General features: G+C 67.0%; 30 protein-coding genes. 12 read left to right on the forward strand and 18 right to left on the reverse strand.

Translation table 11 applies throughout. From position 1 onward, the window contains the following. Position 1: 1 nt before the first annotated feature. Entirely contained in the window at positions 2 to 877 is an 876-nt protein-coding gene (locus ACWDUN_RS04310; protein WP_449924992.1) for a peptidylprolyl isomerase, read from the reverse strand. A 121-nt stretch (positions 878 to 998) separates the two neighbouring features. Between ACWDUN_RS04310 and ACWDUN_RS04315 the strand changes: the two genes are divergently transcribed. Both ACWDUN_RS04315 and hisS read left to right on the forward strand, forming a co-directional pair. After that, positions 999 to 1667 carry an MBL fold metallo-hydrolase gene (locus ACWDUN_RS04315; RefSeq protein WP_449924995.1) on the forward strand — a complete coding sequence of 223 codons (669 nt, stop codon included), beginning with the start codon at positions 999 to 1001 and terminating at the stop codon, positions 1665 to 1667. After that, positions 1664 to 2923 carry a histidine--tRNA ligase gene (gene hisS, locus ACWDUN_RS04320; protein ID WP_449924998.1) on the forward strand — a complete coding sequence of 420 codons (1260 nt, stop codon included), beginning with the start codon at positions 1664 to 1666 and terminating at the stop codon, positions 2921 to 2923. The genes ACWDUN_RS04315 and hisS overlap by 4 nt, the downstream gene beginning before the upstream one ends. An 82-nt stretch (positions 2924 to 3005) precedes the next feature. Here hisS and ACWDUN_RS04325 read toward each other — a convergent pair whose 3' ends face one another. Further along, complete coding sequence (locus ACWDUN_RS04325; protein WP_449925000.1) at positions 3006 to 3521, reverse strand: hypothetical protein; 516 nt, start codon at positions 3519 to 3521, stop codon at positions 3006 to 3008. 79 nt (positions 3522 to 3600) lie between these two features. Beyond that, a complete protein-coding gene (locus tag ACWDUN_RS04330; protein ID WP_449925002.1) occupies positions 3601 to 4122 on the reverse strand; it encodes a hypothetical protein in 522 nt (173 codons plus the stop codon). A 22-nt stretch (positions 4123 to 4144) separates the two neighbouring features. Here ACWDUN_RS04330 and dtd point away from each other — a divergent pair, with 22 nt between their 5' ends. Beyond that, positions 4145 to 4576 carry a D-aminoacyl-tRNA deacylase gene (dtd, locus tag ACWDUN_RS04335; protein WP_449925005.1) on the forward strand — a complete coding sequence of 144 codons (432 nt, stop codon included), beginning with the start codon at positions 4145 to 4147 and terminating at the stop codon, positions 4574 to 4576. A gap of 26 nt (positions 4577 to 4602) precedes the next feature. Here the strand turns inward: dtd and urtE are convergent, their stop codons facing one another. From urtE to urtA, 5 genes are read right to left on the reverse strand one after another with little or no spacing between them, the layout of a single operon-like run. Continuing rightward, a complete protein-coding gene (urtE, locus tag ACWDUN_RS04340) occupies positions 4603 to 5295 on the reverse strand; it encodes an urea ABC transporter ATP-binding subunit UrtE (protein ID WP_449925007.1) in 693 nt (230 codons plus the stop codon). Next, positions 5295 to 6104, reverse strand: coding sequence for an urea ABC transporter ATP-binding protein UrtD (gene urtD / locus ACWDUN_RS04345; protein WP_449925010.1), 810 nt, complete (start codon positions 6102 to 6104; stop codon positions 5295 to 5297). Before urtD ends, urtE begins: the two co-directional genes overlap by 1 nt. Continuing rightward, on the reverse strand, positions 6101 to 7225 hold the full coding sequence (urtC, locus tag ACWDUN_RS04350; RefSeq protein ID WP_449925013.1) for an urea ABC transporter permease subunit UrtC: 1125 nt from the start codon (positions 7223 to 7225) through the stop codon (positions 6101 to 6103). Before urtC ends, urtD begins: the two co-directional genes overlap by 4 nt. Beyond that, positions 7222 to 8106, reverse strand: coding sequence for an urea ABC transporter permease subunit UrtB (gene urtB / locus ACWDUN_RS04355; protein ID WP_449925016.1), 885 nt, complete (start codon positions 8104 to 8106; stop codon positions 7222 to 7224). The genes urtC and urtB overlap by 4 nt, the downstream gene beginning before the upstream one ends. A gap of 34 nt (positions 8107 to 8140) precedes the next feature. Continuing rightward, a complete protein-coding gene (gene urtA, locus ACWDUN_RS04360; protein ID WP_449925019.1) occupies positions 8141 to 9349 on the reverse strand; it encodes an urea ABC transporter substrate-binding protein in 1209 nt (402 codons plus the stop codon). Between the two features lie 283 nt (positions 9350 to 9632). On the opposite strand from urtA, the gene ACWDUN_RS04365 reads away from it, so the two are divergent. The 3 genes from ACWDUN_RS04365 to ACWDUN_RS04375 all read left to right on the forward strand — a co-directional run bounded on the left by ACWDUN_RS04365 (position 9633) and on the right by ACWDUN_RS04375 (position 12934). Then, a complete protein-coding gene (locus ACWDUN_RS04365; RefSeq protein WP_449925022.1) occupies positions 9633 to 10064 on the forward strand; it encodes a hypothetical protein in 432 nt (143 codons plus the stop codon). A 111-nt stretch (positions 10065 to 10175) separates the two neighbouring features. Next, complete coding sequence (locus ACWDUN_RS04370; RefSeq protein WP_449925025.1) at positions 10176 to 11192, forward strand: Rv2578c family radical SAM protein; 1017 nt, start codon at positions 10176 to 10178, stop codon at positions 11190 to 11192. Positions 11193 to 11254: 62 nt separating this feature from the next. Beyond that, entirely contained in the window at positions 11255 to 12934 is a 1680-nt protein-coding gene (locus tag ACWDUN_RS04375) for a DUF222 domain-containing protein (RefSeq protein WP_449925028.1), read from the forward strand. On the opposite strand, the gene ACWDUN_RS04380 is transcribed toward ACWDUN_RS04375, so the two are convergent. Further along, complete coding sequence (locus ACWDUN_RS04380) at positions 12904 to 13674, reverse strand: phytanoyl-CoA dioxygenase family protein (protein ID WP_449925031.1); 771 nt, start codon at positions 13672 to 13674, stop codon at positions 12904 to 12906. The two genes, ACWDUN_RS04375 and ACWDUN_RS04380, sit on opposite strands and share 31 nt — an antisense overlap. A gap of 140 nt (positions 13675 to 13814) precedes the next feature. Between ACWDUN_RS04380 and ACWDUN_RS04385 the strand changes: the two genes are divergently transcribed. From ACWDUN_RS04385 to ACWDUN_RS04400, 4 genes are read left to right on the forward strand one after another with little or no spacing between them, the layout of a single operon-like run. Next, entirely contained in the window at positions 13815 to 14639 is an 825-nt protein-coding gene (locus ACWDUN_RS04385) for an alpha/beta fold hydrolase (protein WP_449925034.1), read from the forward strand. A 22-nt stretch (positions 14640 to 14661) separates the two neighbouring features. Continuing rightward, positions 14662 to 15297, forward strand: a complete 636-nt coding sequence (locus ACWDUN_RS04390; RefSeq protein ID WP_449925037.1) for a TetR/AcrR family transcriptional regulator — start codon at positions 14662 to 14664, stop codon at positions 15295 to 15297. 42 nt (positions 15298 to 15339) lie between these two features. Next, positions 15340 to 16260, forward strand: a complete 921-nt coding sequence (locus ACWDUN_RS04395) for a carbon-nitrogen hydrolase family protein (RefSeq protein WP_449925039.1) — start codon at positions 15340 to 15342, stop codon at positions 16258 to 16260. After that, on the forward strand, positions 16257 to 16631 hold the full coding sequence (locus tag ACWDUN_RS04400) for a hypothetical protein (protein ID WP_449925042.1): 375 nt from the start codon (positions 16257 to 16259) through the stop codon (positions 16629 to 16631). Before ACWDUN_RS04395 ends, ACWDUN_RS04400 begins: the two co-directional genes overlap by 4 nt. Before the next feature lies 1 nt (position 16632). Here ACWDUN_RS04400 and ACWDUN_RS04405 read toward each other — a convergent pair whose 3' ends face one another. From ACWDUN_RS04405 to ACWDUN_RS04415, 3 genes are read right to left on the reverse strand one after another with little or no spacing between them, the layout of a single operon-like run. Continuing rightward, entirely contained in the window at positions 16633 to 17877 is a 1245-nt protein-coding gene (locus tag ACWDUN_RS04405) for an acyl-CoA dehydrogenase family protein (RefSeq protein ID WP_449925045.1), read from the reverse strand. Beyond that, on the reverse strand, positions 17874 to 18995 hold the full coding sequence (locus ACWDUN_RS04410) for an acyl-CoA dehydrogenase family protein (RefSeq protein WP_449925048.1): 1122 nt from the start codon (positions 18993 to 18995) through the stop codon (positions 17874 to 17876). Before ACWDUN_RS04410 ends, ACWDUN_RS04405 begins: the two co-directional genes overlap by 4 nt. A gap of 58 nt (positions 18996 to 19053) precedes the next feature. Continuing rightward, positions 19054 to 19623, reverse strand: a complete 570-nt coding sequence (locus tag ACWDUN_RS04415; protein ID WP_449925051.1) for a TetR/AcrR family transcriptional regulator — start codon at positions 19621 to 19623, stop codon at positions 19054 to 19056. Between the two features lie 145 nt (positions 19624 to 19768). Between ACWDUN_RS04415 and ACWDUN_RS04420 the strand changes: the two genes are divergently transcribed. Further along, complete coding sequence (locus ACWDUN_RS04420; RefSeq protein WP_449925053.1) at positions 19769 to 20659, forward strand: acyl-CoA thioesterase; 891 nt, start codon at positions 19769 to 19771, stop codon at positions 20657 to 20659. A gap of 1 nt (position 20660) precedes the next feature. Here the strand turns inward: ACWDUN_RS04420 and ACWDUN_RS04425 are convergent, their stop codons facing one another. From ACWDUN_RS04425 to ypfJ, 5 genes are all read right to left on the reverse strand, one after another. Further along, positions 20661 to 21479, reverse strand: a complete 819-nt coding sequence (locus ACWDUN_RS04425) for a mycofactocin-coupled SDR family oxidoreductase (RefSeq protein ID WP_449925055.1) — start codon at positions 21477 to 21479, stop codon at positions 20661 to 20663. Further along, positions 21476 to 23038, reverse strand: a complete 1563-nt coding sequence (locus ACWDUN_RS04430; protein WP_449925058.1) for a flavin-containing monooxygenase — start codon at positions 23036 to 23038, stop codon at positions 21476 to 21478. Before ACWDUN_RS04430 ends, ACWDUN_RS04425 begins: the two co-directional genes overlap by 4 nt. Positions 23039 to 23040: 2 nt before the next feature. Next, complete coding sequence (locus tag ACWDUN_RS04435) at positions 23041 to 23439, reverse strand: hypothetical protein (protein ID WP_449925061.1); 399 nt, start codon at positions 23437 to 23439, stop codon at positions 23041 to 23043. Between the two features lie 76 nt (positions 23440 to 23515). Beyond that, a complete protein-coding gene (locus ACWDUN_RS04440; RefSeq protein ID WP_449925064.1) occupies positions 23516 to 24058 on the reverse strand; it encodes a DinB family protein in 543 nt (180 codons plus the stop codon). Next, a complete protein-coding gene (ypfJ, locus tag ACWDUN_RS04445; protein WP_449925067.1) occupies positions 24055 to 24948 on the reverse strand; it encodes a KPN_02809 family neutral zinc metallopeptidase in 894 nt (297 codons plus the stop codon). Before ypfJ ends, ACWDUN_RS04440 begins: the two co-directional genes overlap by 4 nt. Positions 24949 to 25025: 77 nt before the next feature. On the opposite strand from ypfJ, the gene ACWDUN_RS04450 reads away from it, so the two are divergent. Beyond that, complete coding sequence (locus ACWDUN_RS04450; RefSeq protein ID WP_449925070.1) at positions 25026 to 26501, forward strand: carboxylesterase/lipase family protein; 1476 nt, start codon at positions 25026 to 25028, stop codon at positions 26499 to 26501. Here the strand turns inward: ACWDUN_RS04450 and ACWDUN_RS04455 are convergent. Continuing rightward, the gene (locus ACWDUN_RS04455; protein ID WP_449926256.1) at positions 26495 to 26986 is read right to left on the reverse strand and encodes an SRPBCC family protein; all 492 of its coding nucleotides are present in this window, start codon (positions 26984 to 26986) and stop codon (positions 26495 to 26497) included. The genes ACWDUN_RS04450 and ACWDUN_RS04455 overlap by 7 nt on opposite strands. Positions 26987 to 26998: the final 12 nt, after the last annotated feature.

The raw sequence follows: 26998 nt of genomic DNA on the forward strand, positions 1-26998 counted from the left end.
GTCAGTCCAGCTGAACCGTCTTCACCTGCACCTTGGTGGCCGGCGCCCCGTCCTGGCCGCCGCCCTCGACGCCGCCGGCGGCGATCTTGTCCAGGGTGGCCAGGCCGGTCTCGTCGATCGTGCCGAACACGGTGTAGCCCGGCGGCAGCTGCGAGTCCTTGTAGACCAGGAAGAACTGGCTGCCATTGGTGCCGGGACCGGCGTTGGCCATGGCCAGGGTGCCGCGCGGGTAGACCACCGGCTGCTGCAGCGCCGGGTTGTCGGGCTGGTACTGGTTGGTCGGGTACTCGTTGGCGAACTGGTAGCCCGGGCCGCCGGTGCCCTGGCCGGTGGGATCACCGCACTGCAGCACCGACAGGCTGTCGCTGGTGGTCAGCCGGTGGCACGGGGTGTCGTTGAAATAGCCCTGGCCTGCCAGGCTGGCGAAGCTGTTGGTGGTGCACGGCGCCTTGGCGTTGTCGAGCATCAGCCCGAGATTGCCCTGGTCGGTCTCCATGCTGACGCTGATCTGGGCCTCGTCCATCGGGATGGCGCCGGTGCGCGGCGGCTCGACCTGCTTGCTGGCCGTGCCGGCCGCCGGGTACTGGCAGTCCTGGCCGAGGCCGGCGGGCGCCACGAACGCGGGCAGTTTGCCGTCGGCGACGGGCTGCGGGGCGTTCGGATCCGCGCTGGTGGTGGTCGATGCCGATGCGGTGGTGTCGGAGTCCTTGTTGATGAAGACGACGGCCGCCACCACGGCGGCGACCACCACGACCACACCGGTCGCCGAGGCGATGATGGTGACGAGCTTCTGCCGCTTGGCGCGCGCGGCCCGGCGCTCGAGTTGCCGATCGAGCTTGCGTTTGGCCGCTGCCCGTCGCTGTTCGTTGGTCGGCACCGCCGATGTCCTCCTCGTTCGCCGTTCCACGTCGGAAACGAGTGTGCCAGGCGATTCTGAGTGAGGGCCGTGCGACCCGCGCGAGTACCGGTCGTCGGACGCCACGTGGGAAACTGGCGACGTGCTGATGACCGGATTCCCGACGGGGGTGCTGGCGTGCAACTGCTACGTGCTGGCGCCGCATGCCGGGGCCGACGCCGTCATCGTGGACCCGGGGCAGTCGGCGTCGGCGCGGGTGCAGCGCATCCTCGACGAGCACCGGTTGACGCCGGCGGCCGTGCTGCTGACCCACGGGCACATCGACCACATCTGGTCGGCGCAGAAGATCGCCGATCGCTACGGCTGCCCGGTGTTCATCCACCCGGCGGACCGGGCGATGCTCACCGACCCGGTCAAGGGACTGACCACCGGCGGTCTGTGGGGCACCCTGGGCAGGCTGACGCTGGGAGCCGTGTTCTCCGAACCTCGGCAACTGGTCGAACTGGGCACCGATGGTGAGGTGCTCGAGCTGGGCGATCTGGCGGTGACGGTCGACCACACCCCGGGACACACGCGGGGGTCGGTGTGCTTTCGGGTGCAGGATCGGGTGTTCACCGGCGACACCCTGTTCCAGGGGTCGGTGGGCCGCACCGATCTCCCCGGCGGTAGCGGCAATGCCCTGCTCGACTCGATCATCACGAAATTGTTGGTGCTCGACGATGACACCGTGGTACTACCTGGGCACGGTCCGAGCAGCACCATCGGCATCGAACGACGTAGCAATCCATTCCTCGAAGGTTTGAGACTTTGACTGAATTCAGGGCGCCCAAGGGCGTACCGGACTACTTCCCGCCCGACTCCGCCGCCTTCGTCGCGGTGCGCGAGGGTCTGCTCGGCGCCGCCCGGCGGGCCGGCTACGGCGATATCGAACTGCCCATCTTCGAGGACACCGCGCTGTTCGCCCGCGGCGTCGGTGAGTCCACCGACGTGGTGAGCAAGGAGATGTACACCTTCGCCGATCGTGGGGAACGTTCGGTGACGCTGCGTCCGGAGGGCACCGCCGGCGTCATGCGGGCCGTCATCGAGCACGGTCTGGATCGCGGCCAGCTGCCGGTCAAGTTGTGCTATTCGGGTCCGTTCTTCCGCTACGAGCGCCCGCAGGCGGGACGTTACCGCCAGTTGCAGCAGGTCGGCGTGGAGGCCATCGGCGTCGACGATCCCGCATTGGACGCCGAGGTGATCGCCGTCGCCGACGCCGGTTTCCGGTCGCTCGGGCTGGACGGATTCCGGCTGGAGATCACTTCTCTCGGTGACGACACCTGCCGGCCTCAGTACCGGGAACTGTTGCAGGACTTCCTGTTCAAGCTCGACCTGGACGAGGAAACCCGGCGCCGCGCGCAGATCAACCCACTGCGGGTGCTCGACGACAAACGGCCCCACGTCCGGGAGATGACCGCCGACGCCCCGCTGATGCTCGACCACCTCTCCGAAGGCGCGAAGACCCACTTCGAAACGGTGCTGGCGCATCTGGATGCACTGGGCGTGCCGTATGTGGTGAATCCGCGGATGGTGCGCGGCCTGGACTACTACACCAAGACCACCTTCGAGTTCGTGCACGACGGGCTGGGCGCGCAGTCCGGTATCGGCGGCGGCGGACGGTACGACGGACTGATGGGTCAGCTCGGCGGCCAGGACCTCTCCGGTATCGGTTTCGGTCTGGGCGTCGACCGCACGCTGCTGGCGCTGCGGGCCGAGGGCAGGTCGGTGGGTGCGACCAACCGGGTCGACGTGTACGGCGTGCCGCTGGGGGAGACGGCCAAGCTGGAGCTGGCCAAGCTCGCGGCGGCGTTGCGGGCCAACGGGATTCGGGTGGACCTGGCCTACGGTGACCGCAGCCTGAAGGCATCGATGAAGGGCGCCGACCGCTCCGGCGCACGACTGGCCCTGGTGGCCGGCGACCGGGATATCGAGGCGGGCACGGTCGGGGTCAAGGATCTGTCCAACGGCGAGCAGATTGATGTCGCCTACGACGCGGTTGTGACCGAGGTGCTGTCCCGGCTGGGTTGATTTCCGCGAGTGACCGTGTCTGTACGCCGACACGCCGCCATTGTGTACTTTTCATGGTCGCTCGGCGATCGGCGTGCCGACGTCACGGGGTCTGCACGGGGCATGCCTCGACCGGCACCCGCATGGTCAGCTCACCGGACCGTTCGAAGTCGAAGGTCACCTCGGTCGACATGGCGGGCCGCAGCTGCGGGTCCAGCCGCTGCAGGCGCACCGCGGGCCTGCTCGCGTCACCCGCGCCTGCTGCGGCGTTCGGCTCGCCGAAGCTGACGGTCGAGGCGGCCGGGATCTCCACCGGCGTCGGGATCTCGACGATCTCGGCGCTGCCGGTCGACAGCCCCAGCAGTCGCTCGCTGGCGGTGGAGCGGTTGTTGGTGATCGTGAATCGCATCTCGGCGCCGGCATCGAGTTGAATCGCGCATCGGCCCGCAACGTAAGCGGGCACGATATAGGCGTTCTCCACCGTGGTTTCCTCGGTCAGCGAACCCGAGCCGCGGTTGGAGGAGCCCGAACCCTGATCCTCGCCGCATCCGGTCACGAGCATCATCAGTGCCGCGCCCGTCACCGCAGGACCCGCGCCGCGTAGCTGTGAAGTGTGCATGTGTTCCTTCCGCCGGAATCGTCGATGATGGCCGTGTCAGGGGTTCCCGCGCCGGGCGGAGTTGATACCTGGCCCGGCCTCAGTTGTGCTCGCCGGCCAGCGCGGCGGTCAGCACCTCGTCGAGGTTGCCGATGCCGCCACCGAAGGGGTTGGCACGTTTGAGCACATCGGTTCCGTGCGGGGTGGTGATCACCAGCCTCGGTGAGCTGGACGTCAGCTGCATCTGCCGGTGGATGCGGATTTGGTTCAGCGGTACACGCCGTCCGGTCACATCGCGGTAGGTGCGCTGCTCGCGGTCGAATACCGCGACCGGAGTGAAGGCGTCCAGTGGGGCGTTGCGCGCGCTGCGGAGCTTGCGCAGTATCGCGTACACGCTCGCCCCGGTGGCGAGCCCGATGGCGATCAGTGCGACGCCGACGATGCGGGGCACACCGATCGGCGTCAGCAGCACCAGCGCGCCGAATCCGCCGAACACCAGGGTGACGATCAGCAGGACGAATGCGGTGATCTCACCCGCGCCGTTACCGCGATCGATGACGACGATGTGCTGTCCGTCCTCGGCCACCACCAGACCGCCCTGCTCGGCGATGATGCGCGTCATGGGCACACTCTAGGGTCGGTACATGCGAGTTCTGGTGCAACGGGTGAAATCGGCGCGGGTGACCGTCGACGGTGCGACGGTGGGGGAGATCAACCCTTCTGGTCACGGCCTGCTCGCCCTGGTCGGCATCACCCACACCGATGACGCCGCGTTGGCGGCGAAGATGGCCGAAAAGCTCTGGCGGCTGCGAATCCTCGACGATGAGCAGGCCGCTGCCGACACCGGCGCGCCGATCCTGGTGGTCAGTCAATTCACGCTGTACGCCAACACCGTCAAGGGGCGGCGGCCGTCCTGGAACGCCGCCGCCCCGCGACCGGTCGCCGAACCGCTGATCGACGCCTTCGCCGAGGCACTGCGCGGTCTGGGCGCGCCGGTCAGCACGGGCGTGTTCGGTGCCCACATGCAGGTTGAACTCGTCAACGACGGCCCGGTGACAGTGTTGTTGGAGCTCTAGTTCAGATGGCCACGACGGCGGTGCCGTCAGATGGCCATCGCCGCGCGCACCTCGGCCTCGGAGGCCGAGCCGCCGGTACCGCTGGAGGTCACCCGCCCCGACTCCAGGATGTAATAGCGCTGCGAGGATTCGAGCGCGAACCCGATGTGCTGTTCGACCAGCAGCACGCCCAGATCACCACGCCGGGTCAGCGCGGTGATGGCCGCCTCGATCTCGGCGACCACCGAGGGCTGGATTCCTTCGGTCGGCTCATCCAGGATCAGGCATTTGGGTGTGGTGATCAGTGCGCGGGCGATGGCGAGCTGTTGGCGCTGACCGCCCGACAGCAGCCCGGCGCGCCGCGGCAGCAGCTCCTTGAGCGCCGGGAACAGATCCAACTGTTCGTCGATCAGGGATTTTCCGTTCTTTCGGCCGTCGGCCACCACCTGCAGATTTTCCGCCGTGGTGAGCTGGCCGAAGGACTGCTGGCCCTGCGGTACATAGGCGATACCGCGGGCGACCCGGGCGCTGGGGCGCAGCTTGGTGATGTCCTCACCCTCGAACATCACCTTGCCGGCACTGCATTTGAGCAGTCCGACGGCGGCGCGCAGCAGAGTTGTCTTACCGGCGCCGTTGTGCCCCATCACCGCGGCCACCCCGTCGGAGGGCACCTCGAGCGTGACACCGTGGATGACCTCGGAGCGGCCATAACCGCTTCGGACGTCGACGAGTTCAAGCATCAGGCCTCCTTGGTCAGTTCCGCCGCGGTACCGAGGTAGACCTCTTGTACCTTCGGGTTGGCCTGCACCTCGGCCACCGTGCCCTCGGCGATCACCTGGCCACGAGCCAGCACCGTCACCGAGGTCGCGAACGCCCGCATGAAATCCATATCGTGCTCGACGACCACGACCGTGCGCTCACCACCGATGCGCCGCAACAAGTTTCCGGTCTCCTCACGTTCCTCGTGGCTCATGCCCGCGACCGGTTCGTCGAGCAGCAGCACATCGGCGTTCTGCACCAGCAGCATGCCGATCTCCAGCCACTGTTTCTGGCCGTGTGCCAGCACGCCGGCGGGTTTGTCCGCCAACGCGGTCAAACCGGTTGTCTCCAAGGCCTCCTCGATCGACGGCAGGATCCCGGAGCGCCGCCGCAGCAGCGTCCATGCCGAGCGGCCGGCCCCCGCGGCGATGTCGAGGTTCTGCAGCACGGTCAGTTGCTCGAACACCGTCGCCGTCTGGAAGGTGCGACCGACACCGTTGCGGGCGATCTTGTGCACCTTCTTGCCCAGCAGTTCGACCCCGGACTTGCTGACCGATCCGGTGGCGGGCACCAGTCCGGTGATGGCGTCGATCACGGTGGTCTTGCCCGCCCCGTTGGGGCCGATCAGGAAGCGCAGGTCGCCCTGGAACAGCGTCAGGTCGACATCGCTGACGGCCTTGAATCCGTCGAAATCGACGGTCAGACCGCGGACTTCGAGGTATTGGGTGCCCATCCCGACGTTGCCGCCGGCGGTGGGCTCCGGGTGCTTCTCGGTCGTGAGGTCGGTCATTGCTGTGCTCCGGCCTTCTCGGGTTCCGGTTCCGGGTCGGGATCCGGTTGGGGGACAGGTTCGGGTTCGGCGTCGGGTTTGCCCTTGCTGCGGCGGCGCAGGAACACCGCGAGCCCGGCCAGGCCGGCCGGGAAGAACCCGACGACGAGGATGAACAGCAGGCCCTGCCCGTAGATCCAGCCCGACGGGTACTGCTCGGAGAACAACGTCTGCGCCCAGGCCACGCCGATGGCGCCGAGCACCGGACCCAGCAGGGTGGTGCGTCCGCCGATCGCCACCCCGATGAGGAACGCGATCGAGGGCAGGATGCCGACCTGTGACGGGCTGATGAAACCGACGATCGGCGCGAACAGAGCACCGGCGATGCTGGCGAAAAGTGCTGCCGCGGTGTACGCGACGACCTTGATGTTGGCCGGGTCGTAGCCGAGGAACCGGACACGCTCCTCACCGTCGCGCACCGCCACCAGCAGTTCGCCGTAGCGGCTCTGCATCAGTTGGCGCACCACCGCGACGGCCACCAGCAGGGTGCCTGCCGCGATGAAGTACAGCATCTGCTTGTTCGCCGGGTCGGCCAGGCGGAATCCGAAGAAGGTCCGGAAACCGTTGAGCCCGTTGGATCCACCGAGACTCATCTGGCCGACCAACAGGATCGCCAGCGCCGCCGCCAGGGCCTGGGACAGGATGGCGAAGTATGCGCCCTTGACGCGGCGCTTGAACACGCCCAGGCCCAGGGCGGCCGCGATCGCGGTCGGGATCAGCACGATCGAAACCAGGGTCACCAGCGGTGAGGCGAACGGTGCCCAGAAGCCGGGTAGTTCACGCACGCCCTGGATCTGCATGAAGTCGGGCACGTCGTTACCGGCGAACTGGGCATCGGCGATCTTCAGGTGCATGCCCATGATGTAGCCGCCGATACCGAAGAAGACGCCCTGACCGAGCACCAGCATGCCGCCGCGGCCCCAGGCCAGTCCGATGCCGACCGCGACGATCGCGTAGCACAGGAACTGGCCGAGCAGTCCGAGTCGGAAGGTCGACAGCGCCATCGGCGCAACGGCGAACAGCAGCACCGCGGCGACGCCGAAACCGGCCCAGGTCTGCCAACGTCCGAGGATCGTTCTCACACCAGACTCCTTGTCCGTACGGTGAACAGACCTTGTGGGCGTGCCTGCAGGAAGATCACGATGATCACGAACAGGATCACCTTGGCCAGCGATGCCGTGGTGTTGTACTCGATCACCGAGTTCAGGAAGCCGATCCCGAACGCGGCGATCACCGTGCCCTTGATCTGGCCCAAACCGCCGACCACGACCACCAGGAACGCATCGATCAGATACGCCTGACCTATGGTCGGGCTGGTGGAGCCGATCAACGTCAGTGCGACCCCGGCCACGCCGGCCAGGCCGGAGCCGATGAAGAAGGTGGTGATATCCGTTCGGCGAGAGGAGATGCCGCTGGTCTCGGCCAGGTCGCGGTTCTGCACGACGGCCCTGATCCGGCGACCCATCGGGCTGGTCTTGAGCGCGATCGCCAATGCGGTCACACAGGCCACGGCCAACACCAGGATGAAGATGCGGGTCTTGGGCACCACGGCGCCGAAGATCTCGTAGCCGCCCGACAGCCACGACGGGGCGATGACGTTGACCGCCGGTGCACCGAAGATGTCGCGAGCCAATTGTTGCAGTACCAGGCCCACGCCGAAGGTCACCAGCAGTGTGTCCAGTGGGCGGTGATACATCCGCTGGATGAGCGTCACCTCCAACAGCACACCGAACAGGCCGCCGATGACGAACCCGATGACCAAGGAGATCAACAGTGAGGCACCGGCATTGGAGACGATCTGCTGGACGACGAAGGTCGTGTAGCAACCGGCCATGATGAACTCGCCGTGCGCCATGTTGATGACGCCCATCTGGCCGAACGTGAGGGACAGGCCCAGTGCAGCCAGCAACAGGATCGAGCCGAGGCTCAATCCTGTTGCCAGCTGTCCGATGAGGACATCCATACTGTCTAATTTCCCGTCGCTTCGCTCGCCCCGGTCAGCTGGACAGGCCGGAGGCCCACGGGTAGGACTTCAGGAACGGGTCCGGCTCGATCGGGGCGGGGGACTCCCACACGGTGTAGATCAGTCCGTCGGGCTTGATCTCGCCGATGCGGGCGGTCTTGGTGATGTGGTTGTTCTCGCCGTCGATGGTCACCTTGCCCTCGGGGGCGTCGAAGCTGACTCCGTCGGCATTGTCCTGAATTGCCTTGACGTCGAACGACTGCGCCTTCTCCACGGTGTTCTTCCACAGATACACCGACACGTAGGCGGCTTCCATCGGGTCCGAGGTCGGCTTGTTCTCGCCGTAGGCCTTCTTGTAGGCGGCGACGAACGCGTTGTTCACCGGTGTGTCGATGGTCTGGTAGTAGTTCCACGCGGTCAATTGATCGGTGACGTTCTGCACACCGATACCGCCGATCTCCTCCTCGGCGATCGACACCGACACCACCGGCATGTCCTGCGGGGTCAGGCCGACGTTGCGGTACTCGCGGAAGAAGGCGACGTTGGAATCGCCGTTGAGGGTGTTGAACACCGCGTCGGCATCGGCCGTACGGACCTTGTTGATGATGGTCGAGAAGTCGGTCGAGCCCAGCGGGGTGTAGTCCTCACCCTTGATCTCCATACCGTTGGCCTGGGCGTAGGCCTTGATGATGCGGTTGGCGGTCTGCGGGAACACGTAGTCGCTGCCCACCAGGTAGAGGGACTTGGTGCCCCTCTCCTTCAGGTAGTCGAGCGCCGGCACGATCTGCTGGTTGGTGGTGGCGCCGGTGTAGAAGATGTTGGGCGAGGACTCCAGGCCCTCGTACTGCACGGGGTAGTACAGCAGCGAGTTGTTGTCCTCGAACACGGGCAGCATGGCCTTACGGCTCGAGGAGGTCCAGCCGCCGAACACCGCGGCCACACAGTCGCTGTTGATCAGCTTCTGGGCCTTCTCGGCGAAGACCGTGGGCTCCGACGCCCCGTCCTCGCCGATCAGCTCGATCTGCTTGCCCATCACGCCACCTGCGGTGTTGATCTCGTCGACCGCGAGCTTGATGGCATCCCGCACGGTGACCTCGGAGATGGCCATGGTGCCCGACAGCGAGTTCAGCGAGCCGACCTTGATGGAGTCACCCGAGGTGTCCACGCAGGACGCGGCGGCAGTGCTGCCCTCGTCGGTGGCCTTGCTACCGCAGGCGGAGAGCAGCATCGACGCGGTGACCATGACGCTTCCTGCTACCAGGAAAGATCTCTTGGAGGTCGTGCGGGGAAGTGGCATCAACGGCCTTTCGTTCGAGTTCCGCTGTATGAGCGGAACTTTCGGACCCGTTTGGGTGTCGAATCGGCACGTTAGGGGCACTAGGTTTCTGTGAAATTTCTCTATGTGACGAACAAATTAACCTGTTGCTCGATCCGTGTTCGCTGACCATTCATGGGTCACGGCCGCCGGCGGGCGGTGCTGAAGTGGTGGTTGTAACGATCCGGTAGCGTCCGGCGATGTGTTGGTCATGCGAAAAGCTACGAGCAAGATCGGGGCAACGGTTGGCGCGGCAGCGGTGGTGGCGGGTGCCGCCCTCGCATTCAGTCCTGCGACGGCCAATGCCGAGCCGGAAGGCCAGTTGGTGCGTTACACGCTGACGTCCGGGGCGCCGTACCAATTCCAGGTGTTCTATCTGACGGCGCAGCCGCCCAGCATGGAGGCCTACAACAGCGACGCCTACACCTACGCCAAGCGCGAGACGATCAACGTCGGCCCCGGGGCGCCGTGGGTCTTCGAGACGACGCTGGCCGATCCGCAGTGGGCGATTCTGCAGGTGAGCAGCACCACCAAGGGCAGTGTCGGTGCCCCGAACGCGCATTGCGACATCGCCGTCGGCGATCAGATCATCGCCGCCGCCGATAACCCGTACAGCGTCACCTGCCAGGGCACCCAGTGGTAGGTCGCTAGCTTCGACAAGTTCGGTACCGACCGCCCCGCCGACTCCGGTGGGGCGGTCGTTTGTCTTTCCGACGACTTGACAACCGCTGTCGAACAATTGTTCGATAGGGCCATGCGATGGGACGGCCAGGGGGTGCGAGTCGACGACGGCGCGCTGCCGGGGCTGGCGCGGTTGGGGTTCGTCCGCAGCGTGCGCACGCCGGAGTTCGACGGGATCACCTTCCACGAGATCCTGTGCAAGTCGGCGCTGAACAAGGTGCCCAACGCGGCCATGCTGCCGTTTCGCTACACCGTCAACGGTTACCGCGGGTGTTCACACGCCTGCCGCTACTGTTTCGCCCGGCCCACCCACGAGTACCTGGACTTCGACCCGGGAGCGGACTTCGACTCTCAGGTCGTGGTGAAAACCAATGTCGCCGAGGTTCTTTCACGTGAACTTCGGCGACCGTCGTGGACCAGGGAAACGGTGGCGCTGGGCACGAACACCGACCCGTACCAGCGCGCCGAGGGGCGCTACCGGTTGATGCCCGGCATCTTGAGCGCGCTGGCCCAATCCGGCACCCCGTTCTCGATCCTGACCAAGGGCACATTGCTGCGCCGCGATCTGCCGCTGATCGCAGAAGCCGCCCGTGACGGCGCCGGCGCGAGCGTGTCGATCTCCTTGGCGGTGGGTGATCCCGACCTGCAGAAGGCCGTCGAACCCGGTACGCCGTCACCGCAGGCGCGGTTGGCGCTGATCTCCGCGGTACGCGAGGCGGGGCTGGACTGTCACGTCATGGTCGCGCCGGTGCTGCCCGGGTTGACCGATTCGGTCGAGCAGTTGGATCGGCTGCTGCATCAGATCGCCGACGCCGGTGCCACCGGTGCCACGGTATTCGGCCTGCATCTGCGGGGATCGACGCGAGGATGGTTCATGCAGTGGTTGCAGACTTCGCATCCCGAGCAGGTCTTCTTGTATCGGCGGTTGTACCGGAGTGGGGCCTATCTGCCCCAGGACTACCGCGATGAGCTTTGTACCCGCGCGGCCCCGTTGCTGCGCAGGTACGGGTTGACCGGGCGATCGCCCATGGCTGGCGCCGGTGCCGTTTCCTCCGAAGTCGCGGCACCGGCGCACCCCACCCTGTTCTGAATCGCCCGTCACGACGTTGAGTGTCGCCGGCCGTGTCGGTGGGGCCGAGTAGTGTAGAACACATGTTCGAAGTATGCGATCGCGACACGCTTGCGGCGTTGAGTGACGAAGCGCTCATCACCGCCGTCGCGGCCGCCACCCGGGCCGAAGCCGCCGCCGCCGCGCAACGGCTGGCGTTGATCGCCGAGGTCACCGCCCGCCACTGCGACGACGAGGACGAGGACTCGGCGCTGACACTGATCGACGGCTGGGCACAGGCCAAAGCCCAGATCAGCGCCGCCTGCAACCTCGGACCCCACGCCACCAACACCCAGATGCGCATCGGCGTCGCCCTACGCCAACGACTACCCCGCACCGCGGCGCTGTTCGCCACCGGCGCGATCTCGGCCAAGGTGATCGGTGCGATCACCTGGCGCACCCACCTGGTCACCGACCCCGAAGCTATGGCACACATCGACGCCGGCATCGCCGAGGACGCCGCCGGCTACGGAACACTGTCCGAAGCAGCGCTGGTCACGGCCGTCGACCACTGGGTCCACCGCTACGACCCGGTCGGGGTCATCCGGTCCAAGGCTGCGGCCAAGGACCGCTACATCGAATTCGGTGACAGCGACGACCCCGACGGTGTCGTGTCGTTCTGGGGACGCATGCGGGCCACCGACGCCGCGATCACCAACACCCGCCTCGACCAACTCGCCGACGGCGTGTGCGACCACGATCCGCGCACCAAACGCGAACGCCGCGCCGACGCCGCCGCCGCCCTCGCCGCCGGCGCCGACCGGCTCACCTGCCTGTGCGGGAACCCCGACTGTGAAGGCTCCGGGAAAGACCCGCGCGCATCCGCGGTCAGCATTTACGTGCTGGCCAATGAACTGCCCGACACCGGACACGGCGCCGAACCCACCCCAGAACCCGGCCCGACACCACCAGGCACACCCGCCGACCAGGACCCGCCTCGCGCAGACCCCGGCAGCGGCGAGAAACCCACCCCCGACACCGAACCCGGAGCCGAGCCGCAACCCCCGGCCGCACCCGCCGCAAAGACACCACCGGCTCCGAGAACACCGGCGTCGCCCCCCGGGGCCGGGGCGGGCATCACCGTCGACGGCACCATCATCCCCGCCCACCTACTCGCCGAACTCATCGCCACCGGCGCCACAGTCCGACCCCTGAGCAGCCCGGCCGACCTCGGCTCCGAATCGCGCTACCGCCCGTCGGCCAAGCTCGCCGCCTACGTGCGCATGACTGCCATGACCTGCAGCTTCCCCGGCTGCGGAAAACCAGCCCACCGTTGCGACCTCGATCATGTCGTCGCCTGGCCGGCCGGAGCCACCCACCCCGCCAACCTGCGCCCGCTATGCCGCGAACACCACCTGCTCAAAACCCTGCCCACCGGCTGGACCCCGAAAGCCAACCCCGACGCCACCACCACCTGGATCTCCCCGACCGGCCACCGCTACACCGCCGCACCCCTGGCCGCGGTCCTGTTCCCACACAACACCATCGACATCCCCATACCGCCGGTCCGGCACATCAGCCTCATCGACGACCACGACACCACACCCGTCCTGCCCCGACGGCAACGCACCCGAAAACACGACCGCGAATACCGCATCAACGCCGAACGCACCCGCAACGCAACCGAACTCGCACTCGAACACACCCGCAAACACCCGACCGGGAAGACCCGAGCCCCCGACCACACCACCACCTACACCGACAGCGACCCGCCACCGTTCTGACGCAGTCCCTCCAGCACGGCGCGCGCCACCGGGCTCGGATCGGCGGCCTCCAGATCGAGCTCGCTTGTCGGCTCCAGCGGTGGCTGCGCCATGAACCGGGGCACGCTGCCGTGGTGGGCGGTGCCGGTGTGCACGACGAACGGGTGACACAGATAGACATCACCGATGCGTCCGGTCGCCTGCACGACGGGGCAACCCTCGGTGACCGGAACGACCTCCTCGCACACCGACAACCATGGGGCGCCGTCGGACCCGTAGCGCGCCAACACCTCAGGTGCGGCCAGATGCGACCCGGCGCGGATTTCGGTGGGTGCGTCATCGGGTCCGACATCGGAGAACAGGAACAGCATCAGCAGTGCACGGCCGCGGGAGCGCAGGCTCAGTCGCATACCGTCCTCGGCATAGAACGAGGCCTCCACATGCCAGCCCGCCTCGCGCGCAGGCTCGGTACTCGGGAAACGCAGCGGGAACGTGCCCAGCCCGACACGAGGCCGCCAGCCGCCCGGCCCGACCAGCGCGTCATAAGCCGTGACGAGAGCGTCGGTGTTGGCGGCGGCGGTGAATTCCGGGGTGGACATGCTGGTGACCCGGATCAGCGATTCGGTCCAGGTCTGCGGGTCGGCCGGATCGAGGCCGATGGTCTGCCAGAGCTGGCCTTGGCAGCTCAAGCCTAGGTCGCGGGCGAAGGCCGACTCGATCTTGACGAAGCCGTCGGCGATGAATCGGTCGGTATCTGGCACAAGGCCATGGTGACCGGCATCGTCGCGGGCCCACAACTCCTTTTCCGTCGATCTGAACGAAAGATGTTGTTTCGCGGCTTATTTCGTACACTATTCGATTGGAGAAGCAGAAGGTGATCCCGCGGAATAGACTGCGCCGCATGCCTACGATCACCACCGCCGACGGGACCGAGATCTTCTTCAAGGACTGGGGGAGCGGGCAGCCGATCGTCTTCAGCCATGGTTGGCCGCTGTCGGCCGATGACTGGGACACCCAGATGCTGTTCTTCCTGTCCCACGGATACCGCGTGATCGCGCACGACCGGCGCGGTCACGGCCGTTCCGCCCAGGTGAGCGACGGCCACGACATGGATCATTACGCCGATGATCTGGCTGCGGTGGTGGAGCATCTGGACCTGCGCGATGCGGTACACGTCGGTCATTCGACCGGCGGCGGCGAGGTCGCGCACTATCTGGCGCGCCACGGAGAGAGCCGGGCGGCCAAGGCGGCATTGATCGCGGCGGTGCCCCCGATCATGGTCAAGACCGAGGCGAATCCGGGCGGCCTGCCCAAGGAGGTCTTCGACGATCTGCAGGCCCAACTCGCGGCCAGCCGCTCCGAGTTCTACCGGGCGCTGCCGTCGGGGCCGTTCTACGGATACAACCGCGACGGCGTCGAGCCCTCGGAGGCCGTCATCCAGAACTGGTGGCGCCAGGGCATGATGGGCGGCGCCAAGGCGCACTATGACGGCATCGTGGCGTTCTCGCAGACCGACTTCACCGAGGACCTCAAGAAGATCACCATCCCGGTGCTTGTCACGCACGGCGACGATGACCAGATCGTGCCCTATGCCGATGCCGGGCCCCTGTCGGCAGAGCTACTGCCCAACGGAGTCCTGAAGACTTACGAGGGCTTCCCGCACGGAATGCCCACCACACACGCCGACGTCATCAACGCCGATCTGCTGCAGTTCATCCGGGGATAGACCGCCGCCGTAGCCTTGATCCGTGACTCGACCGACCGCTCGGCGTCCGGACCGGCGCACCGCCGCCACGACGGCGACCATTCTGGAGGCTGCGCAGCGACTGTTCACCGAGCGCGGTTTCCACGCGGTGACAATGGACGCCATCGCCGAGGAGGCCGACGTCGCGGTCGGATCGATCTATCACCACTTCCGGAACAAGGACAATCTCTACCTCGCGCTGGTCGAGCGCGCGCTCGAGATCAACGAACAGGTGATGGCGCAGGCATACGGCGGCGGCCGTAGCCCGGTGGAGGAGTTGATCGCCGCCAGCGACGCCTACTGCCGGTTCAATCTGGAGAACCCCGGACACTTCCGCATGGTCGCGTTGCGCGCCGTCGACGGACCGCCCGGCGCGGTCGCCGGCGAAATCGAGAAGCGGATAGCCGACAAGGTCGAAGCTCTCGTCGGCGATGTGGCCGCCGCGCTGCGCCGGGCGCATGAGGCCGGTCAGATCCACTGTGCCGATCCCCACCGGACTTCGGTGTTCCTGTGGTCTGCATGGAACGGGGTGTTGTCCGCGCGGTGGCGACCCGATCGGCTGGCGCTCGACGAGCAGGAACTGCGCGACGTACTGGCGGTCGGTCGTGACATCGTCCTGCGCGGACTTCGGACGGACTGACTTCCTTGTAGGAGCGTTCATTTTTGTAGTACCGTTCGAAACATGGTGCTGGCAGCGGCGGTGCAACTGGATGCGGTGCCCGGTGATGTCGCCGCGAACCTGGCCGCCTGCGAACGCCTCGCCGACGAGGCCGGCCGCGCCGGCGCCGCGATCATCGCGCTGCCCGAGTTTTTCACCACCGGCATCGGTTTCCTGCCGGAGCTGATCGACGCGGCGTTGCCGCCGGATGGGCAAGCGGCCGAACTGCTCTGCGAACTGGCCCGCCGGTATGACGCGATGGTGGGCGGTTCGTTTCTGTGTCGTGACGAGGACGGCCAAATCCGCAACGCCTACCTGCTGGCCGATCCGAGCGGCATCACCGGCCGCCACGACAAGGACCTGCCCACCATGTGGGAGAACGCCATCTACACCGGAGGCGGCGACGACGGTGTGCTGACCGCCGGCGAGCATCAGGTCGGTGCCGCGGTGTGCTGGGAGCTGATGCGCACCCAGACCGTGCGAAGGATGCGCGGCCGTGTCGATCTGGTGATGACCGGCTCGGGTTGGTGGTCGATTCCGCCCTGGCCGCCGCGACGCCTGTTTCAGCGGATGGAAACGGCGAATGCGAGGACGGCACGCAGGGCCGCAACCGATTTCGCCCGCTATATCGGTGCGCCCGTGGTGCACGCCGCGCATGTCGGTCGATTGGTGTGTCCGATGCCGTGGCTGCCCGTCAACTATCGCGGGTATTTCGAGGGTGGCGCCCTGATCACCGATGCCGCCGGCGCCGTGCTCGCCGAACGCCGCCGCGAGGAGGGTGAAGGCGTCGTCCTGGCCGATATCACGCTGGGTCGCCGCGAGCCGGTCGCCGTTGCGCCGCAGCGGTTCTGGTTGCACAGGCGCGGAGTCCTGCCGGCCGCAGTGTGGCACTATCAGCGGCTGCACGGCCGACGCTGGTACGAGAAGAATGTGGTGAATCGATGAGCGTGCTGGTGAAGGTGGGCCTGTTCGAACTGGCCTTCGGCGCCCTGCTGGGGTGGGCGGTCGCGGCAAACCTCATCGCACCCGACCTGATCAAACGGCTGGGCATTGTCAGTCCGCGCCGCATAATGCAGGCGCACCTGGACTACATCATGATGGGCGTCATCCTGATCGCCGTCGGGTTGGCGCTGCCGGAACTGGCGACCTGGATCGTGGTGCTGGTCATCATCGGCACGCTGCTGAACCCCACCCTCTTCTTGCCGATGGCGTTCAGCGAGAACGCATCCAAGACCCGGCTGTTCACGGTTGTGAGCCTACTGTCTTTCGTGGCCACCAGCGTGGGACTTGTTGCGGCCGCGGTGAGTTCGCTCTAGCTCAGCTCTTGTTGCGCTTCACCTGATTGAACGGCACACCGCGGTCGGCGGCCGGTTCTCGCGGGAAACCCAGGATCCGTTCGCCGATGACGTTGCGGGCCATCTCCGAGGTGCCGCCGCCGAGTGACCCGGTCTGGCGCGACAGGTAGCGCACCCCGATGTCCAGCAGGCCGGTGCCCTCATCGATGACACCGGCGGTGCCCGCGATGGCCAGGGCGGTGTCGACCTCGAGTTCGGTGGTCTCGGCGTGCATCAACCGGATCAGCGTCCCGGCATTCGGCGGCAACGACCCGTCGGCGATCGACTTGGTCACGTGCTCGATCAGCTGGTCCTTGACGATGCGGCGCACCAGCGCGCGGCCACCCAGATTCTGGATCGACGGATCGTCGGCCTGACCGGTGGCCTCGGCGATCGCCACATGATTGGGCGGCATCTCGCTGGCATTCTCGGCCCCGGTACCGCTGGCGAACTCCGATCCGCCTCCGACGGCCCGCCTTTCGTGATGCAGCTGACGAGATGCCACGGTCCACCCGCCGTTGACCGCACCCACTACGGCGTCATCGCCGAGTTCCAGACCGTCGAAGAACTCCTCGCAGAACTCCTCGTTACCGTTGACCTCGGTGATGCGACGCATCGTGATACCCGGCGCCTTCAGCGGCACCAGAAACATGGTCAGCCCCTCGTGCTTGGGCACCGTCCAGTCCGTGCGCGCCAGCATCAGCCCGTAATCGGCGGCGAACGCACTGGTGCTCCAGGTCTTGGCGCCGTTGATGATCCACTTGTCGCCGACCCGGTCGGCGCGGGTGATCACGCCGGCCAGATCCGATCCGCCGCTGGGCTCCGACAGCAGCTGGCACAGGATCTCGTCACCGCGGATGGCGGCGGAGATCCGGTCGCGCTTCTGCTCCTCGCTGCCCACGTCCAGGATGGTCGCCGAACAGATCGTGAACGACGGGGTGTTCAGGATCAGCGGCATCTCGAAGAACCGGCATTCGGCGTTGAACGCCTTCTGATACGCGTAATCCAGTCCCAGCCCGCCGTACTCGCGAGGAAAGCAGATGCCGGCGAATCCACCCTCGTGGAGCTTCTTCTGCAGTTCCTTGGCACGATCCCAGGACTGCTGCTCGGCGCGCACCGAGAACGGCGGATTCTCCGGATCGATGCGCGGCAGATTCTCGGTCAGCCATCGGCGTGCCCGACCCGCGAAGTCGGCAACGGTTTCGGTGGAGGTCACGGTGTCGGTCATGCGGGAACCTTCCGGCTCAGTTCGAAGACGGCGCGGTGATGATCCTCGGGGGAGCCGAAGATCGCCCGGTTCAGCGCCACGCGGCGCAGATACAGATGCAGATCGTGTTCCCACGTGACGCCGATGCCGCCGTGCAACTGCACGCAGTCCTGCAGCATCACCGGGGCTCGTTCGGCCACATAGGCTTTCGCGACGCTGACCAGTTTCGGCGCATCGGGGGAGCGGCTGCCGACCGCCTCGACGGCCCCGGCCGTGGTGGCCCGGGCGGCCTCGAACCACAGCTTCATATCGGCGAACCGGTGTTTGAGCGCCTGATACGACGCCAACGGGCGCCCGAAGCTGTGCCGGTCCAGCAACCATTGGTGGGTCATCGCCAGCACCGCGTCGAGGATCCCGACGATCTCGGCGCACTGCAGCACCAGGGCGATCTGACGCTGTCGCTCGATCACCGCAGGTGTCTGTTCCGCGGACCCCACCAGCGCGGTCGCCGGCACCTCGACACCGTCGAAGCCCACTCGCGCATAACGACGCACCATGTCCACCGAGGTATGGGCCTCCACGCTGATCCCGGATGTCTCGGTCGGGACCAGGAACTGGCGGACGGTCCCCTCCAGTGATGCGGTGACCAACAACATGGTGGCGGCGTCACCGGCCTCCACCCGATCTTTGATGCCGTCGAGTCGGTAACCATCGCCGACCGCGGTGGCGGTCAGTGCAGGCGTCAGCGGTGCCCAGTGTTGTCCCGGTTCATATACCGCCCAGGAGGCGATGGCCTCGCCAGCCACCAAGGATTCGATGACATCCTCGTGGTTGTCGGGCGCCTCGGACAGGCCGGCCAAGACCACACTGACCGGGTGCAGCGGCCCGGGTGCGACACTGCGTCCGGCCTGCTCGGCCAGCAGCGCCAGGTCGGCCACCCCGTCACCGGAGACGCTGCCGCCGCCGAGTTCCTCGGGAACCAACAGGCTCGACCAGCCCAACTCGGCGGCACGCTGCCACCAGTCGAGGGCGAAGGACGTCCCGGCCGCCTGCAGTTCACGAACGCGGCTCAGTGGCACCTCCTTCTCCAGGAAGGCCTGCGCGGTCGAGGCGAAGAGCATCTGCTCAGGGTTGGTCATCGCATTTCCGTCTTTCGAAAGGCCGCTTCTCGAAACTTGGTAATGACGTTACCACGCGTCAGAGCGGGTGCGAAGGATCCTTGAGCAGGCTGTGCGCGCAGAAACCGAAGATGTGTCGGCCCTCGATCGGAGTGCCGTTCAGTTCGGCGCCGAGGGCGCGCAGCCGCAACGCCCCCAACAGGGTCTGCATGATCAGCGCCGCGGTGGTGTCGGTGTCCGGATCGCTGCGGAACACCCCCTCGGCGATGCCGGCGGCGATGATGTCCCTGATCAACGCGTGCAGCGGCGCGAGCACCCTGGCGTACTCCTGCGGCCGCGACTCCGCCAGATGATCGTTGAAGAAGGTCAGACCACGGTTGATGCTGTCCTGCTTGGTGGACGCGGCCGGCGCGCTGATCTTCTCGACCAGGGCGCGCAGGGCGGCCACGGCGTCCAGTTCGGCGATATCGGCGCGCCAGTGCGCCGTCGACTCGGACATGATCTTGTCCACCAGTGCCAGCAGCAGCTCGTCCTTGGTGGAGTAGTGCTGATAAAAGGATCGCAGCGAGGTCTTCGAACGCTCGACGACCTCGAGCACGGTGAAGTCGGTGCGGCCGGTCTCACCGAGGATCGACAACGCCGATCTCATGAAGCGGACCGTTCGTGGCTCGGCATCCTCGGCGCCGGACATCTGTGCCCCTGCCTCCCGTGGCCGTTGTGCCTGTGGCGAGAATGACGTTACCGTTTTTGCAGAGCGCGCAGGCGGACTTGCCGACACCCAGGAAAGGGAGACGATGACGACTTCGGACCAGGCGGCCCACTCGGTGGAGTGGACGCTGGAGGGGCTGCTCGATCTGTTCGACCCGCAACCCGATGGGGACAATCGCTTCCTGGCGCAGACCGGCCTGGCCGGCGCCGACGATCGGCAGGTGGTCGAGGGCACCCAGGTGCTGGCGCAGGCCATCGTCGCGGCGGCCAAGCGCTTCCCGGACAAGTCGGTGCGGTCGGTCTACGCGGTGTTCGCCCGGGTGGTGTCGGTCGGCCCACCGGTCGAACTGGACATCGACGTCGTCTCGGAGGGCCGGTCGACGGCGACAGCGGTGATCACCGCGTCGCAGAACGGCAAGCGCTGCATCACCGTCACGGTGCTGCTCGACGTGCCGTCCGGCGATGTGATCCGTCATCACCTGCCCAAGGCCCAGGTCGCCGGACCGCAGGACGCCCAGCCGTCCATCATGCCGATGGCCGGCCGCCAGGTGCGGCTGGTCGACGTCATCGACGTCAACAGCCCTGATGAGGTCGGTCCGCCTGAACTACACGCCTGGCTGCACTACGATCCCATACCGGTGCGAGATGATCTCGCCAAGGCCCTGATCGCGTATTTCACTGGACACCTGGGGATTTCGACGACCATGCGAGCACATGAAGGTATCGGTACGGCGCAGGCGCATCTGACCGTCTCCACCGCGCCGATGACGGTTTCGGTCAGTTTCCACGAGCCGGTGCAGTGGCAGGGCTGGCTGCTCTACGGGCATGAGAGCACCCAGGTCGGTGCCGGCATGTCCTATGTGCGCGGCACCGTGCACACCGAGGAGGGTGAGTTGTTGGCCTCGTTCGCCCAGGACGGGTTGATCCGGCCGCTGCGCACCAGCGACACCGACATCAAGCATCAATCGCGGCTGTGACTCAGATCTTCAGATAACCCTTGTCCGCCGGGATCTGGGCGGCGGTCACCAGCGAGGACGCGTCGCCGGCCAGCCACAGCACGATATCGGACACCAGGTCCGGCGCGGCCAGGGAATCCGTGGGCAGCGCACCCGGCGAAAAGCTGTGGATGTAGGTCTGGTGATCGGCGAACAGCTGGTACATGGCGGTGTCGTTGCCCATCGGGGTGTCGGTGCCGTACGGATGCACCGAGTTGACCCGGATCCCGTACGGGCCGAGTTCGACGGCCAGCGAGTTGGTCAGCGCCACCACCCCGAACTTGGTGGCGCAATAATGCCCGCAGCCCGGTACCGCCTTGATACCCGCGGCCGAGCTGATGTTGATGATCGAGCCGCCGTTGCCGGCCTCGATCATCGGCGGCACCACGGCGCGGATGGTGTTCCAGACCCCGGTGAGGTTCACGTCCAGGACGTCCTGCCACTGCTGCGGCGAAATCTCCCACAGCCTGCCCCAGTTCAGCACGGCGGCATTGGCCACCACGATGTCCAGTCGGCCGAACTGTTCGACGGCATCGGCGACCACCCGTTGCTGACCGTCGCCGTCACGGACGTCGACCTGCCTGGCCAGCATCTTGCGGCCCTCGTTCTCGACCAGGGCGACGGTCTCGGCGAGATCCGTCGGGGTGGCGGCCGGGTATCCGTTGTGCTCGGCGACGGGTCCGCAGGCGTCGATCGCGACGATATCGGCGCCGGCCTGCGCCAGCCGCCGACAGTGCGAGCGCCCCTGCCCACGGGCGGCCCCGGTGACATAGGCGACGCGGCCGGCCAGTGGCAGGTTCATGCGGGCTGCTCCTCGGGTACGGCCGCGACGGTGCGGGTGCTGAAGCGGTAATCGTCCAGTGGGCCGTGGGCGGCGAATCGCCGCGCGGCGGTGATGGTCTGGGGCCGGTGATACACCGTCTCGTGCCGGGAGTTGATGAAGTAGGTGCGCAGTCCGGGGTTGCAGTCGGTGAAATACAGGTGGGCGGTCTTGCCGCGGCGGGCCATCACGGCGTTCCAGCGGTTGAACGCGTCCAGGCCGACCTCGGCGACCTGGGCGCCACGCGAGCGGGTCTCGGCGATCACCCGCGCCGCGTGCCGGGCCATGGTCTCGACGAAGTCACACCAGGCGAAGCCGACGAAACCGTTGGGCCCGACGATCTCCCAGCGGTTGGGCAACCGCGGATGGGCGGTGCCGGCATAACTCTGCATACCGTGCGCGCGGTAGTACTCGGCGAGGTCGAAACCGTCGGCACCCAGAATCGTTGCGGGACGGTAGGTTTCGGGGTCGGTCCACAACTCGTAGCCGGTCGCCAGCACCAGCAGGTCGACCGGCCGCTCGACACCGTCGACGGTGCGCACCCCGTCGCGGGTGATCCGTTCGATCGCGGTGGTGATCAGCCGAGTGTTCGGATTGTTCAGGGCCTTGAAGAACGCGCTGGAGATCACGGGCCGCTTGGCCAGGATGCCGTAACGCGGCACCAGCGCCGCGCGGGTCGCCGAATCGCGGACGGTGCACCGCAACAGCAGCCGGTACAGCGCGCGGCAGTACGCGTCGTACAGCGGCATCAACCGGACCAGCACCCGGTCGGGCAACCGGGAGAACACATGCACGACCGGCGCGATCATCGCCGCATCCATGAGCAGTCGTCCCGCCGCGTTGACGACCGGCAGCACGCCGGGTAGTCGTAGCGCGCGACGCATCAGTGGCGGCAGGTCGAAGTCGATCTTGGGCAGCACCCATGCCGGCGTGCGTTGATAGACGTCGAGCGTGGTCGCGCCGGCGGAGACCGCCGCCGAGATCTGAATCCCGCTGGAGCCGGTGCCGATGACCGCGATCCGCTTACCCGTGGTGTCGTAGGTGTCATCCCAGGCGTTCGGCCGCAGCACGGTACCGGCGAACTCCTCGGCGCCCTCGATGTCGACGCTCTGCTTGGCGTTGACGTACCCGCCCACCGAGCTGATCAGGAAGCGTGCGGTGAGTTCCGGCCGGTCGCGGATCGTCAGTCGCCACAGCCCGGCCGTATCGTCCCAGCGTTGTTGCAGCACTTCGGCATCGGCGAGCAGATGGCGATAGAGGCCCAGTTGCGTCGCGGTGTCCTGCAGGTACCGGTAGAGCTCGGGACCCGGCGCGAACAGTCGCGACCAGTCGGCCTTCGGGGCGAACGACAGCTGGTACCACAGGCTCGGGATGTCGACCGCCAGGCCGGGGTAGTGGTTGTCCCGCCAGGTCCCGCCGAAATCGGCGCCGCGTTCGATGATGACGAAATCGTCGATGCCGTGCTCGCGCAGATGGTGCGCCGCTGCGATACCGCCGGGGCCCGCCCCGATGATGGCCACCTCGTGTTCGGGTTCGTTCATCGCTACCTCCCGCTGAGTCCGCTGATCAGAAAATCTGCGACGAATCTGCGCACCGCGCGCGGGCTGTCCAGGTTGACGCCCATCGGCGGCAGCAGTTCGAAGCCGAAGAGCATGCGCACGATCCATTCGCCCGCTCGCGCCGGATCCACGCCGGCGCCCTCTCCGGTGCTCTGTGCCGCCTTGACCCGTTGTCGCCGCAGCCCGACCGACCGGGTCGCCAGGTCATCGCCGATATTGCGCAGCAACAACACCGCAGCGGCCGCCATCTGGTCGGCGAGCGTCCCGGGGCGGTCCACCTCGGCGGCCATCGCGTCGACGAAACCGGCTGCCAAATGATCCAGTGCGATCGTGATGGCGCGGTCGCGACTGCCGCGGACCCAGCCGGCGCAGCGTGTCGGCATTGGCCGCCAGCAGCGCGGGGGACAGTGAACCGGGCCGGGCCATGTTGCACACATTAACCAGATGTGTGCAATGTGATCAGCCGATCGGCGAAACTCGCCCCGTCACGTCCCAGGCATGGTGCACGATATCGTGCAGGTGGTACACCGCTATGGTGGCGACGGTGAATTCACTTCCGTTGCTGCGTAATCCGCGCCGCGACCAGGCATCGGTGGGCACCCGGTCATAGCGGTCGGCCACCGCGGTTGCCGCGTCGAAGAGTTCACCGGCCACCACGGCGGGATCCTGAGCGGCATAGTCGTCGGCGATCGCCGTTTCGTCCTGATCCCAGTTCGGGAAGCGCGGGTCGTCCTCGGTGAGCATCAGCTGCACCCGGTGATCGAAGATGCGGTGCACATCGCGGATGTGGCAGCCGTACTCCAGGTCCGACCACACGCCGGGGGCAGGCCGCGACCGGACATCGGCACCGGCCAACCGGTGCACCCAGTCGGCGGCATCGGCCCGGATGCGCTCGGGCACGTCGGCCGGTCGCACCGACGCCGGGTCGAATCCGCAGTCCGGGCAGGCGCGGGTCAGGACCCAGGTCCAGTCCTTGGTATCGGGTTCGATCGGGTCGGTCACAGTGACCCCGGGGCGAAGGTGTCGCACTTGTTCGGGTCACCGGTCTGATAACCGGTGGTGAACCACCGCTGGCGCTGCTCGGAGGAACCGTGGGTCCACGATTCCGGGCTCACCCGCCCGGTCGCCGCCTCCTGGATGCGATCGTCGCCGACGGCCGACGCGGCCGACAGCGCATCCGCGATGTCCTTGTCGCTCAACGGTTGCAGGAAGGGCACATCGGTGCCCTCCTGCTTGGTGATGGCCGCGTAGTGCGCCCACACTCCGGCGTAGCAGTCGGCCTGCAACTCGGTGCGCACCCCGCCACCGGTGGGTCCGGTCGGATCCTGTTGGGCGCGGCCGAGCACGCCCAACAGATTCTGCACGTGGTGGCCGAACTCGTGGGCCACCACATACTCCTGGGCGAACGGCCCACCGCTGGAGCCGAACTGCGTCACCAGCACATCGAAGAAGTCGGTGTCGAAGTAGGCGGTCTCGTCGGCGGGGCAGTAGAACGGGCCGACCGCGCTGGTGGCCGGACCGCAGCCGGTGTTCACCTCCCCGGTGAACAACCGCACCTGGGGACGGCGGTAGTCGGGGAGCAGCTGCTGCCACACCGCGTCCACGGAGTTGCCGGTCGCCACCACCCGGCACTGGACGAGTTCGTTGGCATCGGCACCGGTCTTGCACTGGCTGAGATCGAAGCCGGGGGTCGTGACCCCCTCGGTGTCCAGGCCGGCGCCCTGATCCTGGGGCAGCACACTGTTCGGGTCCACGCCCAGAAACAGCGCCACAACGACCAGCAGCAGACCGCCGATACCGCCGCCGACGGCGATGCGCCGGCCGCCGCCCGGTCCGCGACCGCTGCTCGACGTGGTGCTCGTGTCGATCTGCATGCCCTCGTTGAAGGTCATCGTCCCCACCAACCCATCTGCGTGTCGGCACCGCGTCGTCCTCGGCCGGACTCAGCTTTCCACACTACGATTCGGGTGTGCCCTCTGTCGCCGAACTGTCGACGATCGTGCCGACGACGCACGGCCTGCTCCGCGGCACCACCGAGGGTGGAGTCGGTGTGTGGCGCGGCGTCGCCTATGCCGAGCAGCCCGTGGGCGATCTGCGGTTCCTCGGCCCGCAGCCACTGCGGCCGTGGGACGGTGTGCGCGACGCCATCGATCACGGTCCGCTGCCGCCGCAGGGCCGGTCCTTCGTCGGCGGCGGACGCGACGACCCGAAGATGCGCGACGAGGCGTGCCTGACCGTCACCGTCTGGTCACCGGATGTGTCCGCGTCGCTGCCCGTCATGGTGTGGATCCCCGGCGGTGCCTTCGTCTACGGCGCGGGACAGCTGCAGCTGTACAACGGGTCCCGGCTGGCCGCCAACGGTGATGTGGTGGTCGTCAACGTCACCTATCGGCTCGGGGTCTTCGGCGGGTTCGAACTCGGTGATCTGGGACCGGGTTTCGACGACAACCTGTGCCTGCGCGACCAGATCGCCGCGCTGCAGTGGATCCGGGAGAACATCGGGGCGTTCGGCGGTGATCCCAGACAGGTGACGGTGTTCGGCGAATCGGCCGGTGCGACGTCGGTGCTGGCACTGCTGGCCAGTCCGGCGGCCGCCGGGCTGTTCGACCGGGCCATCGCGCAGAGCCCGGCGCTGCCGTTGATCGCCGATCGGGAAGCGCGCGCCCGCCAGTCGCACGCCTTCCTCGCCGAACTCGGTGTGGAGGCCGACGAGGTGAAGGCGCTGCCGCAACGGCGCCTGCGACGCGCCGCCGGCCAGTTGCAATTGGAGAGCGTGGCGAACACCCCGACCCTGGCCTACGGACTGACACACGGGGTGGACCTGCTGCCGCATCACCCGATCGAGGCGGCGCGCCGCGGTGCGGTGACGCCGATACCGCTGATCATCGGTACCAACAGCCACGAAGCATCGATGTTCGCCTGGGGTAAGCCGCCGATGCTGCCCACCACCGCGGCCGGTGTCGACGGTTTCTTCACCCGCTGGGCACCCGAGGCCCGCGACCGGGTGCTGGCCGGTTATCCGGGCTTCCCGCGTCGACGGTCGCTGATCGACTTCGGTTCCGACGCCATGTTCGGCGCACCCACCTGGGCATTCGTGGATGCCTACAGCGCTGATGCGCCGACGCACATGTACCGGTTCGACCACACCACCTGGACGCTGAAGGCGTTGGGCCTCGGTGCCACCCACGGCAGCGAGATCGTGCACATCCAGCACAGCTACAGCTCATATCTGGGCCGCAAACTGCATCCGCTGGGCCGCCGGGTGCAACCGTCGGTCGGCCGCCGGATGCAGCGGTTGTGGCTGGATTTCGCCACCGAGGGACTCAGCGAGTGGCCGCGGTTCGACACCGACGCCAGAAAGACGCTGGTGATCCGGTCCACCCGCGATGTGACCGTCAGCGATCCCGACGCCGCGCGGCGCGCCGCGTGGGAAGGCGTCTACTGATAACGCGCGTCGGTGTAGCGCCGGAGGTTGTGCAGGAATCGTTGAAACAGCCAGGCCATCAGAGGTTTTCCGGCCGTCATGCCGAGCCGCGCGGCGGTGCCGTTGGGCTTCATCGCCATCACCCAGGTCACATGGCAACCCTGATCGGTGGGCACCACCCAGTAGTCCTCGGCGAATGCCGCGATGCTGGTCGTCGATGCTTCGTTGAAGCGGAAAGCCATGTGGCTGTAGGGCTCCCAGGCCAGGAACTCCTCGTCGCCGATGATGCCGCCACGCATGTGCACGGTGCGGGTGGTGCCGATGTCATAGGGTTGCGGGCTGGTCCAGGTCACCCTGGTGATGACACTGGCCCATTGCGGCCATGACCCGGCGTCGGAGAGCACCTCGAACAGCTGCTCGGGTGTGACGGCCAGGTCCACGGTGCTGACGAAGCGGAACGGCGCATCGGAGATGAAGTCCAGGTCGACACGTTCGCACGGATACATGGTCGGCACCCG

This window comes from Mycobacterium sp. NPDC003323 (genome assembly GCF_053589535.1).